This window comes from Anoxybacillus sp. UARK-01 (assembly GCF_002075365.1).
GTDB lineage: Bacteria > Bacillota > Bacilli > Bacillales > Anoxybacillaceae > Anoxybacteroides > Anoxybacteroides rupiense.
Window position 1 is genome coordinate 150400 of record NZ_NASY01000037.1, and the last position, 13145, is coordinate 163544.

Annotated in this window: 12 protein-coding genes; 10 read left to right on the plus strand and 2 right to left on the minus strand. The window is 41.2% G+C overall.

Features of this window, described 5'->3' with window-relative positions:
- The first annotated feature begins 262 nt into the window (after positions 1–262).
- The 7 genes from B6A27_RS08065 (at position 263) to B6A27_RS08095 (ending at position 7036) form a co-directional block, all read left to right on the plus strand.
- Positions 263–1141: a GNAT family N-acetyltransferase gene (locus B6A27_RS08065; protein WP_080861223.1), complete on the plus strand. Its 879-nt coding sequence runs from the start codon at positions 263–265 to the stop codon at positions 1139–1141.
- 106 nt (positions 1142–1247) lie between these two features.
- The gene (locus B6A27_RS08070; RefSeq protein ID WP_066149832.1) at positions 1248–2051 is read left to right on the plus strand and encodes a DUF2935 domain-containing protein; all 804 of its coding nucleotides are present in this window, start codon (positions 1248–1250) and stop codon (positions 2049–2051) included.
- A gap of 148 nt (positions 2052–2199) precedes the next feature.
- Positions 2200–2427 (plus strand): alpha/beta-type small acid-soluble spore protein, encoded by a 228-nt coding sequence (locus tag B6A27_RS08075; protein ID WP_044742520.1) that lies wholly within the window; start codon positions 2200–2202, stop codon positions 2425–2427.
- 554 nt (positions 2428–2981) lie between these two features.
- The gene (locus tag B6A27_RS08080) at positions 2982–3803 is read left to right on the plus strand and encodes an ABC transporter ATP-binding protein (protein WP_080861235.1); all 822 of its coding nucleotides are present in this window, start codon (positions 2982–2984) and stop codon (positions 3801–3803) included.
- A gap of 105 nt (positions 3804–3908) precedes the next feature.
- Entirely contained in the window at positions 3909–4763 is an 855-nt protein-coding gene (locus B6A27_RS08085; protein ID WP_080861244.1) for a 5'-nucleotidase, lipoprotein e(P4) family, read from the plus strand.
- Positions 4764–5086: 323 nt separating this feature from the next.
- Positions 5087–5980 (plus strand): DMT family transporter, encoded by an 894-nt coding sequence (locus tag B6A27_RS08090; protein WP_080861246.1) that lies wholly within the window; start codon positions 5087–5089, stop codon positions 5978–5980.
- Between the two features lie 189 nt (positions 5981–6169).
- Positions 6170–7036 (plus strand): oxidoreductase, encoded by an 867-nt coding sequence (locus B6A27_RS08095; RefSeq protein ID WP_080861249.1) that lies wholly within the window; start codon positions 6170–6172, stop codon positions 7034–7036.
- 70 nt (positions 7037–7106) lie between these two features.
- Here B6A27_RS08095 and B6A27_RS08100 read toward each other — a convergent pair whose 3' ends face one another.
- Both B6A27_RS08100 and B6A27_RS08105 read right to left on the minus strand, forming a co-directional pair.
- Positions 7107–9206 carry a DNA topoisomerase III gene (locus B6A27_RS08100; RefSeq protein WP_080861253.1) on the minus strand — a complete coding sequence of 700 codons (2100 nt, stop codon included), beginning with the start codon at positions 9204–9206 and terminating at the stop codon, positions 7107–7109.
- A 436-nt stretch (positions 9207–9642) separates the two neighbouring features.
- Entirely contained in the window at positions 9643–10140 is a 498-nt protein-coding gene (locus B6A27_RS08105; RefSeq protein ID WP_139788096.1) for a YhcN/YlaJ family sporulation lipoprotein, read from the minus strand.
- Between the two features lie 460 nt (positions 10141–10600).
- On the opposite strand from B6A27_RS08105, the gene B6A27_RS08110 reads away from it, so the two are divergent.
- The 3 genes from B6A27_RS08110 (at position 10601) to B6A27_RS08120 (ending at position 12856) form a co-directional block, all read left to right on the plus strand.
- The gene (locus B6A27_RS08110) at positions 10601–11221 is read left to right on the plus strand and encodes a nitroreductase family protein (protein WP_080861256.1); all 621 of its coding nucleotides are present in this window, start codon (positions 10601–10603) and stop codon (positions 11219–11221) included.
- A gap of 24 nt (positions 11222–11245) precedes the next feature.
- On the plus strand, positions 11246–11641 hold the full coding sequence (locus B6A27_RS08115; protein WP_080861260.1) for a DoxX family protein: 396 nt from the start codon (positions 11246–11248) through the stop codon (positions 11639–11641).
- Positions 11642–11800: 159 nt separating this feature from the next.
- On the plus strand, positions 11801–12856 hold the full coding sequence (locus tag B6A27_RS08120; protein ID WP_080861267.1) for an FUSC family protein: 1056 nt from the start codon (positions 11801–11803) through the stop codon (positions 12854–12856).
- Positions 12857–13145: the final 289 nt, after the last annotated feature.

A 13145-nucleotide genomic window follows, 5' to 3' on the forward strand; every position in this document is an offset into this window, starting at 1 on the left:
TGGATGGAAGGCGGATATGTGAAAAAAGGGCGATTTTTAAAAATTTTCCATCCATGCTTTTTTCCGGACATTATTCGTTCAATCTGTATCCATAAGCAAAAAATGCTCATCTCGGTTCCATGGTGGTTCATATCATAAAAGAAGAGGCAAAACCCAACACGGTCTCAGACAGCAGCAATTGCCCTTTCTTCTTCGCTGAACAGAGTGACAGAAGCCACAAAACATTGAATAATTGAGAAGAAAGCAGAGAGGAGACAGATGTATGCTACATATTAAACGATTATCACAATGCACGTTAGAGGAAGCAGTCACGGCTTGGAATACGGGTTTTGAAGGATACTATTTTGATGCTACGATGACCGTTGAACGATTTTTAGAGAGGCTCGTACTTGAAGGATTATCTCCAACGCTATCAATCGTTGCTTTTCAGGATGAGAAGCCAATTGGCATCATCAAAAATGGCATTCGTCTGTTCAATGGGATGAAAATTGCTTGGAATGGCGGAACGGGGGTGGCGTCTGCATTTAGAAAAAAAGGCATTGGAAAAGCGATGATGGAAGCTGCTCTTTCTATCTATCAAGAAGAAGGTGTCCAGCTAGCCACATTAGAGGCGATCCGTGCCAATCAAAGGGCAATTTCTCTTTATGAACAAATGGGATATCAAATGGTCGATGAGCTGGAGCATTTGGAATGGAAGGGAGCTTATCTACATGCAAAGTCAGCTTCCTATCCTTATCTAGTGGAAAAGACTATTCCGCAACAAGTGAGTGATTTGTCCTTTTATAAAGGATTAAACCCTTGGCAAACACAGTGGCAAAGTGCAAAAGATGGAGAGGCGATCATCGTAAAAGACGAACAAGGACTTCCCATCGGATATGCTTATTATCGCAGAAGTTTTCATGGACATGGAAAACATGAAAAAACGATCTTATTTCAATGTGAGGCTCATCCTGAGAGAAACGATGCAGGAGATCTCGTTCGTTTTATGATTGATCAAGTGCTCGCCTTCGCTGACGATTCGGTCGTTACGATCATTCCCAATCTGCCTGTCAATCAATCCAAACAAACCTATTCCATTTTAAAGGAAATTGGGTTTCAGACTATCGTCCAGCAAGTATTTATGGTGAAAGAGCTGAAATAAAGAAAAAATTAGAATCTCTCCTTTATGAACGGATTGGGGCATAGGCCATGCCATTTGGGAATACATATTGAAGTGGTTTCGATTTTTTTAGAAGGAGAGGGCATTCATGAGCAGTACGCTGGAAGAGAAAGCGAGATTTGAACATCGATTTTGGCTTCAGGTTTTAGGTGATCATGCCCGATTTATTTATGAGGCTTTGGCTCCAGTAGAAAAAGAGGATATTGCGACTGCCTACCAGTTTATCCAAGCATTTGACCGCCTTCTTGGCAAAACGGATTCGGAAAATTGGTCTCAATTAACTTTAGCGGCAGAAGCGGAAGCGCTGCGACTGCGTGAATTTAAGCTGCATCTGATCAGAAAGCATTTATTGGGACAAATCAAAATACATCTTTCACCAACCTTTCTTAATCATATGGTGAATGAGCTGGAGGAATATTTGCGACTATTGAGTTATTTTAAAGCTAACCAAGTGCCGCCTGTTTCTCATGAGCTTCACCATCATTTAATTTGGCTGTTAGACGCTGCGGGGCATGCCGGTATTATATCTTCTAATTTAGATGACGTCGAAAAGTCATTAAAGAAGAAAAGCAAAAAATATCAAAAGAACTTTGAAGCTTTTTATTTAAAAGCGGTTGAACTTACCGGATATTTGCGTACGAATTTATCTAGCTTTCCTGCATTAAAAAAGATGAATTCGGATGCCGCATTAGAGATTAAACTGTTCCAGCAATTTCTTCAAGAATTAGAGGAGCTTGAACTTAGCGCCCAAGCTCTTGGCACGTTCACCGCGCTTATGGCGGATCATATGTTTCGCGAAGAGTGTTATTATTTAATGAAACTGGCTGAATCCGCTGACTTAGAAAGTCCGCATTGCGATCCGGCCAAACCTCGAATAGAAGAACGAACCTAATTTCTTTATGCGGTATGCGTGCTGCTTTTTTTGAATGTTTGATTCGCAATTTTCATCATTCCATAAATTACCTGAATTAATGATGAATAAAACACTTTTTTTAATAAATATTAATAACAAACTATTAAAGGAGATGATGATATTGCCAATGTCACAACAACACGGAAGAAGCAGCCAATCAAATGAGATTTTAATTCCTCATGCCGCAGCTGCGATTGAACAAATGAAATACGAAATCGCTCGTGAGTTTGGTGTCGAGCTTGGTCCTGATACAAGCTCTCGAGCAAATGGCTCTGTCGGAGGAGAAATTACAAAACGTCTTGTCTTAATGGCTCAAGAAAAATTACAATCAGCTTTTCGTCCAACGATCCATTAATCGCTATATAGACACAAGGTTTACATTCAGGAAGGGTTATAATTCGACCCTAATCACAGTTTCATTTATTAAATGTATTAAATGGATCATCGACATTCCTAAAGTCGTATCTTTTCGTAATGGAAAAAAAGCATCTTAATCTTCATCATGAATGATTAGGATGCTTTTATTCTTTAACTGTGGTCAAATCATCGGACCACATTTCTATAAACATTTTGATTTCTTCCTATTTTTCGATGGTTACGTGATGAAGAGAAGTCTATAACCTACCTTGAACCTTCGAAAAACATCTATCTCTTTCCTTATCGGATGCTGCTCTGTTCATTTTCCAAACGATCATTTACAAAAAATAGAAAAAGAATTATAATAAAATGTAATATTCAGAATTTTTTAATTGAGTTGTTCGGACTGCTGTTATCAAAAGAACATTCATACAATTTACAGCACCGTTCCCTATGAACCCGATACATGCTTAGAACGATGGGCTTGTAAATGTCGCGATGTTGGCATGTTTTGCGGTGTGGAAAGATTTTAGAATAGAGGTGTACAATAGAATGGAAGCAATTATCCAGATGAACAATGTATCACTGATTAAAGGAAATCGAGTCATTTTGAAAGAGCTGAACTGGGAAGTTAACGAGAAAGAGCATTGGGTTATTTTAGGTTTGAACGGTTCAGGAAAAACCTCTTTATTGAATATTGTGACAGGCTATCAATATCCAACAAAAGGAGAGGTAACGGTTTTAGGAAATGTATTTGGCAAAACGAATTTGCCGAATCTTCGAAAGCAAATCGGTTTTGTGAGCAGCGCTTTAGACGCTTTTCAATCAACGCTTGCCTCTGAATCAGTAGAGGATATTATTATCAGCGGCAAATTCGCCAGCATTGGTTTATATGAAAAAACGACGGATGAAGATAGGAAGCAGGCAGAACAGCTGATGCATATGTTTCGAATGAACCACCTGCAAGGAAAAGCGTATGATACATTATCGCAGGGAGAAAAGCGGAAGACGCTGATTGCCAGAGCCTTGATGGCCCAGCCTAAGCTGCTCATATTAGACGAGCCTTCTGTTGGATTAGACATTTTAACGCGGGAGGAATTGCTATGGTCTATTAAAGAGATTATCGCTAGTCAACGCTGCCATATTCTCTATGTCACTCACTATATCGAGGAGATTATTGAAGAAATGACACATGTTTTAGTATTAAAGGAAGGGAAAATCATTGCTTCGGGAAAAAAAGAGGAAGTGCTGATCGATCAACATTTATCTGAAGCCTTTCAGCTAGACATCAGCCTTCGTTGGGAAAATAAGCGGCCATGGGTTTCTATTCACCACAAAGCAGAGACACTTCATTCCAGCTATGATAAAAGCTGATGGTGCGATGCGGTTGAAAAAGAAAGATGCATGATCAGCAAAAAAAGTGTAAAAAATACAAGAGGACATGCTTCAAAACACAAGGCAGCTTAGGAGGTAAACAGCATGAACAAATGGAGAAACACATTAAGCGGTCTGATTGCTGCAAGCATTTTTTCTTTTTCCATCTTTGCAGTGAGCGCCGAGACGGCCATAGCGTCGCAGTCAGTAGAAAAAACGGTGCCATCTACATCCAACAACGAACATATGCTGATGGCTACCCTTTGGTATCAGAAATCAGGAGAGATGCAAGCACTTTATTATCAAGCATACAACCTGGGGAAAATGGTGGTTGACGACGCTCTTAAACAAAAGCGCAATAGTCATTCAAGGAAGAAACTGGCCATCGTGCTCGACATTGATGAAACCATTTTAAATAATAGCCCCTATGAAGCTTATATTATTCAAAAAGGAGTGCCGAACTTTACCGACTGGCATAAATGGGTGATGCAAGCACAAGCAGAAGCTCTTCCAGGTGCTGTTGAATTCCTTACATACGTTGATTCAAAAGGAATCGATATTTTCTACGTATCCAACCGCGATGAAAACGAGGGAAAGGCAACGATTAAAAACTTGAAGGAAAAAGGATTTCCACAAGCAACAGCGGACCATATGCTGTTTCGCGCCAAAGAAAATAGCAAAGAACCTCGCCGGCAAAAAATCCAGCAAACCCACGAAATTGTAGCATTGTTTGGAGATAATTTAAGCGATTTTACAAAAGAGTTTGACCAAAAGCCATTAGAAGAGCGCAATGCTAACGTGGATCGCTTCCGTGAAGAGTTCGGCCGCAAATTTATTGTTCTCCCGAATCCGATGTACGGCGACTGGGAGAATGCTATTTATGGCTACGACCTTGACCAAACGTTTGCTGAAAAAGCGAAAGTAAGAAAACAAGCATTGAACGCATATCCATTGAAGTAGCCGTTGATCAGCTATCTTCCCCCTTTTTCATTTGCTTCGAAAGGTTGTTCATGGTGGCAGTGATTTTCACCAAGAACGACCTTTTTCTGTAACACGATGCCCCCAATTTTATAGATAGTCTTGAACAATTCTCTATTATATACTGAAAATAACGTCTGATTATTTCTCCTATTGTTTAAGATTTCAAAGTGATTATAATTGTATCTAGGATGCTATATGATTTTGCGATAACCCATTCACCCAAAAAAAGTAAAGATGGGGAAGAGGTTTTAAAGGATCGCCGCATTTCGTTCTAGATTTTAATGATTCGAGGTGCAAGCAATATGTGGAAAGGATATGTGCTCGTATTTTTATCAGCAACGGGATTTGCCTTCATTCCCATCTTTGCATTGTATGCGTACGAGAGCGGTGTAACAGTCACAACTTTGCTGTTTTTGCGTTTTGCGTTTGCTGCACTTTTCTTTTTTATGTATTTACTTATCAAAGAAAAGCATTGGAAAGTGTCATGGTCCCATCTTTTTTATCTGTTTCTGCTAGGCGGCATTTGTTATACTATGCAATCTACTTTTTATTTTAATGCAGTGAAGTACATCCCGTCCTCACTAGCGGCTTTATTGCTTTACCTAAATCCGATTTTTGTCGCTATTCTTTCATTTTTCATCAATAAAGAGAAACTAACCACGCCAATCATCACAGCGATATGTATTTCTTTAATAGGGATGATAATGGTGTTAGGGGCTCCAGCGGGAGGTATTCAACCAGCCGGGGTAGGACTTGCGATCGGAGCAGCGGTGATTTATTCGATCTATATTATTATGGGGAGCAAAGTGACGGCACAAGTACAGCCGATTACGACTAGCGCCTATATTGCGTTATTTGCGGCGATGTCTTTTTTTATATGGGGCACATTGACGCAAACGCTTCATTTTCATTTTGATCATATCGGCTGGCTTCCCGTCATCGGAACCTCTTTCTTCTCTAGCATTCTCGCTATGCTTACGTTTTTTGCCGGAATGAATATGATTGGGCCAACCAAAGCATCGATTCTAAGCATGATTGAGCCAGTCATTACGTTTCTCCTATCTATGGTATTTTTGCATGAAACAATGTCCATGATGCAAATCATTGGTGGGCTGATTGTACTAAGCGGCGCCATGTTAGTCGTAATGGCAAGAGAAAACAGGACCGAAAAGAAAGTAACCTCCATCCGTTCATGATGGGGGTTTTTAACATGATCCACCGAGAAGTCTGCCCCCTCAGGGAAGGAGGTTTATTTATGCAATCATAACAAAAGTGAGGGAAGCAGGAATGACCGCTATCCTTATCCAATTGAATATAGGCACGTTTAACACATTAATCAGGAATATGGTGTAAGAAGAAACAAAACGTCAGGAGGGGATGATTGTATGAATCAAAATTCACATAAATCTCCCGTTGCGTTTGTGACGGGGGCATCAAGCGGCTTTGGATTACGGACAAGCGTGGCGCTTGCCCGTGAAGGTTATCAGGTAGTGGCTTCAATGCGAAACGTTCAGAACAAAGGAGGGCTAGAATCGGCCGCTCAAGAAGCTGGGGTCATCGATCGGTTAGAGGTTATTTCATTGGATGTCACCGACTTTTTCGCTGTGGAAATGGTCATTCAAGACGTAATCAACCGTTATGGGCAGATTGATGTATTAGTAAACAACGCAGGCTTTGCCACAGGTGGCTTTACAGAAGAGCTTGATATCGAGGAATGGCAGCAGCAATTCCAAACGAACTTTTTTGGACTAGTCGCTGTCACAAAAGCGGTGTTGCCATCGATGAGAGAGCGTCGAAATGGCAAGATCATCAATATCAGCAGCATTAGCGGACAAATCGGGTTCCCTTCGATGGGCCCTTATGTAGCATCAAAATTTGCCGTAGAAGGGTTTAGCGAGTCGCTTCGTTTGGAAATGTTGCCATACGGAGTTTATGTCGTGTTAATCGAACCTGGTTCTTACAAAACGGATATTTGGTCCAAATCGATAGGAAGAGTAACGATCTCTCCTCATTCCGCTTATGCCAAAGAGATGAACGCCGTTTTAAAATACGTCAATCGCGTTGCAGAGACGGCACCTCCTCCAGACGAAGTCATTCGCAAGATTGTCGAGGTAGCAAAGTCCCCAGCCCCAGATTTACGATATCCGGTTGGCAGAGGGGTGAAACTAACGATAGCTCTGAAAAAACGACTTCCGTGGAAGTGGTGGGAGCGGATGGCCATCAAACAGTTTCACAAAGAAAAAAGACAGTGAGGAGAGAGTGTCTAAAAAAATCGGTGCCTCTTTCGCAAAAAGAAAAGAGGCGCCAGTTTCTAGTCTTATGTTAGCTTTCCTTTTTGTCTAATGCTTGTTTAAGCAATTCTCCTAAGCTTGTGCCAAACGCGTCGTTTTCCGCGCTATACTTTTTCAACAATGCCCGGTCTTGGCGGTTAATCGCTGTGCTTTTCTTTTCCTCGGCTTTTTCGACCATGTTGCAACGGCGGCATTGAAAATAAACGCCCGCTTTTCCTTCATGGATTTCCATTCGTTTTTGACATTGCGGGCAACGCCGTTTCGACAGCTTCGCTTCCTTTTTATGCTTGCGATAGCGGCACTCTGTGTTAGAACAGATGAGCACTTTGCCTTCTTTCGTTGTCCGTTCTTTTAAAAACGAGCCACACTCTGGGCACATTGAGCCGGTCAAATTGTGCGCTCGGTAGGTTTGCTTGCTTTGTTTAATCTCAGAGACAAGCTGTTCTGTTTGCCGGCGGATGTTTTGCAAAAAGGCTTTCGCATTTCCTTTTCCGCGAGCGATGGCTTCCAGCTCCCGTTCCCAGCGCGCTGTTAGTTCAGGTGATCTCAGCTCTTGATTAACGAGTTCGATTAGCTGTTTTCCTTTTTTTGTCGGATATAAGCGGCTATTTTTTCGTTCCACTGCCTCCGTTTCGAGAAGGCGCTCAATAATATCGGCTCTTGTGGCAGGTGTACCAAGGCCGTATTTTTCCATGTGTGATAAAATATCAGCTTCTGAATAACGAAGGGGCGGCTCTGTAAGTGCTTCTTTAAGTTCTAGCTCATTCAATGTCAACACTTGTCCTTTTCTTATGATCGGCAAATGTGGCCGGGATGGCTCATTGTCGCTTTTTCCTAGCACTTTGCGAAAACCGATATCCACGACTGCCGTTTCGCGAGCCGCTAGCGGCTCGCCTCCGGCATCAAAAACAACATGAATCGTTTCATATTCATAAGCAGGATAAAATAGCGCCAAAAAACGGCGTGCAATTAAATCATATAGTTTTCGCTCTTCATCAGAGAGCTTCATCAGATGGAGCGGCTCTTCCGTTGGAATAATAGCATGATGGTCCGTTACTTTTTCTTGATTAAACACCCGTCTGGCGATGACCTTGCTTTTTTTGGCCAGAAGCGGACCAACTTCTTCCTTATAGCTTCCTGCCATCGCTTTCAGCCGCTCAAGCATCGTTGCTTCCATATCTGGTGTTAAATAGCGGGAGTCTGTACGCGGATAGGTGACAAGCTTATGATGCTCATAGAGCCGCTGCAAGATATTTAATGTTTTCTTTGCGGAAAATCCAAACCGTTTGTTAGCCTCGCGCTGCAGCTCAGTTAAATCATAGGGAAGCGGCTGTGGTTCTGTTTTTTTCTTTCGTTCTATAGAAATAACGGATGCTTGTTGTATTTGCAGCTTTTGATATAGCTGATGGGCCGCTTCTTTTGAAAAAATTCGCTTTTCGCCATTCTTCTCCCAAACCGCTGAAAACGGGCCGATGCGGGCATGAATGGTCCAATACGGCTTAGGGACAAAGTGCTGAATTTCTTTTTCACGCTCTATAATCATGGCGAGCGTCGGGGTTTGAACGCGTCCGGCCGACAGAGGTTCATGATACTTTGTCGTTAACGCTCTTGTGACATTTAAACCGATCAACCAATCCGCTTCTGCGCGACAAACAGCCGATTGATATAAAGAGTCAAATTGTGCTCCTGGTTTTAGCTGTTTGAATCCATCTCTAATCGCTTTGTCTGTCTGCGAAGAAATCCATAAGCGCCAGAGCGGCTTTTTCCACTGGATTTTTTGCAAAATCCATCTGGCGACAAGCTCGCCTTCGCGTCCTGCATCTGTAGCAATGATGCAATCCTTAATATCTGGGCGTTTAGCCAAATGGGCAATCGCCCTAAATTGCGGACTTGTTTGTTTAATAATAGTTAATCCCATCTTCTGTGGAATAATCGGCAAATCCTCGAGTCTCCATGTTTTATATTTCGGATCGTAATGCTCCGGCATTTTTAATTCAATTAAATGGCCAAGCGCCCATGTGACAATATATTTGCTTCCTTCAAAGTAGTGCTTATGAGGCTGTTTGCAGCCAAGCACACGGGCAATTTCACGGGCGACGCTCGGCTTTTCAGCAAGAACGAGAGATTTCAATGCTATTCTCCTTTCCATCCATCAACAGATTACTTGATTAAGTATAACGGAAAGAACACCGTTTTGCATCTTAGAGGAGAAAGGGAATTAAGTTTTTATGTTGAAAATGACTATCAGACAGAAAAAAATGGTTTCTATTTTTTGTAATGAAGGATGTATCGTAACCTGAATCACGGTATAATGAGGATAATTTTCCTTTTTATGTTTATGTAGAACCTAAAATTCGCCCTTGTTTCAGTCTGCCAGGAGGGATGTTAAGCATACGAACCATTTTGCATAAAAGCATCATTCGAAGATCGATTAGAAAAAGAAAAAACGGACTAAAAACAAGGAAAAAGCTCAATCAGCCAAATAAGACTCAGGCTGATTGAGCTTTCTTACTATGATCGATTATTCTTGTACTACTTTTTCCATTTAATCTTGACTGCTCGTTTGATTAGCGAGCTGTTGGAAAGACGCGTCTGACCATTTCGCTAAATTCCTCGAAAAGTCCGGAGACGGGTCTCCCTTGCTGCAATTTTTGTGAATAATCAGCCATGCGTTCGACAAAATCAGGATTTGTTGAAACAAACACATTATCGATTTTTGGATCTGTCTGTTTCACTGTATTCGCAATTTTTCGCTCAACATCCTTTGTCATTTTGCCTTTTAGATGATTGCTGAGTATAACCGCGACATACGCTGTGCGATTAGCGACAATCACATTTGCTTCACTTACTTCTTTCAAGTCCGCAACGCGGTCAGCTGCTGTTTGGGCGACTTCCATTCTTGTTTCTTGATTCGTCGGACGGTTGCGGTCAGGCGGATTATATCGGACATTTTGCACGCGGTTATCGTTATTTCTTGCTTCATTGTCATAATTATTAGCGGCACATCCAAACAAAAGAGGAATGGCAAGTGCCAAGGTCATGATTAGCTTTGCATATTTCAGCATGATTAGATCATCTCCTTTCAAGAAAAATCATCTCTGTTGTTAATGTGTCTCCATTTCCCTTTTTTATACGGTTAATCCGGAAAAATAAGCGCCGGCTGTCCATGCATGTGAAGGAAGATAGAATAAATCATCTGTCGATGAACAATTAAAGATGTAAAAACTAAAGTGTTAAGTTTCATCATGATATGAAAAAAATTGACAAAATGAAAAAAAGCGTAGTATATTTATCTTGAATTAAAAATAAATTAATTCGAGATATTTCGGAAATCTTTAAGAGCATTCAATATGGATTTGGTTTTAGGACTTGCCTGTCACACATAATTTATAGAAAGAAAAAAGATCTTAGCCCAGTACCGGCAGATCCTCCTATAAGCCAGCCGTTTTGTGAGGTGAAAGGCAAGTAAGAAAGTGTCTCGAATTAACAATATTTGAATTGAGTATAAAAACTGGAGGAATCGAAATGGAATCTTTCACACAATTAGTCAAAGAACGTCGTTCCGCTCATAATTTTCTTGAAAATCATCCCATTAGCGAAAAAGAGCTAAATGAGATCTTCGAGTTAGTAAAGCTCGCGCCATCAGCTTTTAATTTACAGCATACTCGCTATTTGGTGGTTCTTCATCCTGGCTTAAAAGAAAAAGTAAAAAAAGCTGCTTACGGACAACACAAAGTGTCGACAGCGTCTGCCGTCATTGTAGTCTTAGGAGACAAAAAGGCTTATCGAGAAGCAGCTCACATTTATGAAGGGCTTTTAGCACTGGGAATTTTAAATAAGCATGAATTCGAGCAAATGGTAGGGGATACCGTTTCTTTTTATGAAAACAGGGGCGAAGTCTTTCAACGGGATGAAGCGATTCGAAACGCATCGTTATCAGCCATGCTGTTTATGCTCGCTGCTAAGAGCAAAGGATGGGACACTTGCCCAATGATCGGCTTTGATCCTAACGAACTGAAGCAAACGTTAAATATTTCAGATCCATATGAACCTGTACTGATGATTACAGTAGGGAAAGAAAAAATTCAAAGCAGAAGGCCAAGAGGATACCGTAAACCGGTATCTGAATTTGTTAACTATTTATAAAACATCTTAGGGAGGGACAGAAAAATGATGGATGTAGGTTTATTGATTATTCGATTGGTGGTTGGTTTAACATTTATGGGACATGGTGCACAAAAATTATTTGGATGGTTTGGCGGTTATGGGATCAAGGGAACAGGAAGCTGGTTTGAGTCCATAGGCATGAAACCGGGGGTGACGATGGCCTTGTTGGCTGGATTAGCCGAGTTTATTGGCGGAGCTTTATTTGCTGCCGGCTTATTCACTTGGATCGCAGCATTGCTTCTCGCGCTTACGATGCTTGTGGCCATTGTGAAAGTCCATCAAGCGAACGGGTTTTGGGTTACACAAAATGGTTTTGAATACAATTTCGTTCTGCTCGCTGTCGCGATAGGAGTCGCCTTAATTGGACCTGGACAGTACGCAATAGATGCCCTTTTCTAAACAATAAACTTCTTATTGGGATTGAAGGAAAGCAGCCTTCAATCCTTTTTTACGGTTTAGGGGATCTAAAATCGTTTGGCTGTCATAATTTATTCGTTCCCGTTCATAATAACGATACAAATCGAAAGCAAGGAAGCCAGTTGAGATAAGGAGATTGTTATGAAAAACAACAAAAGCAGACAACAGCGCGCTCTAATAAAAGGAATCATGCTTATCGTCAAAATCGCATTGGCAGCTGGCGTATCATGGGAGGTAGCGAAGCTGCTTGGCTCCAAACATCCTTACTTAGCACCGTTAACCGTCATTCTTTCTATGCAAGAAACCGTTTGGCATTCAGCTGCCTATGCTTTTTATAGAATGATTGGCACTGTTTTTGGAGTGGTTGTGACGGTCTTTATTGTCAGTCATTTGGAGGTAAATGGATGGACGATTGGCTGCTTATTGCTTGGGGGAATGCTGCTTCCCGTCATACTAAGAGTACATAAAACCATCATTCATCAAGTGGCCTTGACCATTTTGTTAGTGTTTGTCTTTGCCCACCAAACAGCCAGTTATCCCTCAGATCGGGTGAGAGATACCATCGTCGGAGCATTCACAGCCATTTTCATTCACATGTTGCTTTTTCCACCGAGCTATGTGAAAGAAGCCGGACAAACCTTAAATCAATTTGGTTTTCATCTTATCCAGCTATTTAAGAGAAGTGCTGATTGGGTTCATGGTCACTGTGATCCTCTTGAGGGACAAGCGTTAAAAAAAGATGTAGCCAACCTGCTGCAGGAGCTGCATCAAGTGCAGAAGGATTTACAAATGGCAGAGAAAAGCCTTAAATTAAACATTTTCTCAAAAAATAAACAGCAGTCATTAAAGCAATATAAGCACATCCTTTCGCTATTGACAACAGGCTATCTGTATATTTCCAGCATTCTTCCCCCGTTCCACGACTGGACCAAAATGGGAACGATGTCAGCAGATGAACGAGAGCAATGGACCATGCAATTAAAAATGCTGGGGGAATACATAGGAAATCAGCTCCATCAAGCAATGGAGAAGCAAAATCATTCAGGAGCCTCCGGCCGGATGCCTGACTTGCTTGACTTATCTGCGCTTTCCCTGCAAATTAGTGTTCCGTCAGAGTTAAAATGGTACCGATATCCATTAAGTCTGTATCAGCAAACCGCCCAACTCATTCAAGAATTAAAAATGACACGGCAATAACGGAGGAGAAGTAAGCCTCCTCCTTTTTCTTTGCCATGCAAAGCCAATCAATTAGTAAGCTTGATATCGCATCTATACATATAAAGAGGAAAATTTTTATTGGTAAGGCTTGCTTGAACCAACAAATTAGATTAATATCTAATTAGGTGTATATCGAATTAAAGAGATAATAACGCTTCCGCATTTTTAGCAGATGCTGGAAAAATCAATTAGTAAAAAAATGATGAGCAAACAACGACGATATCCATCATTTATTATTTTTTGCTCATCTAATTAGATATATATCAAA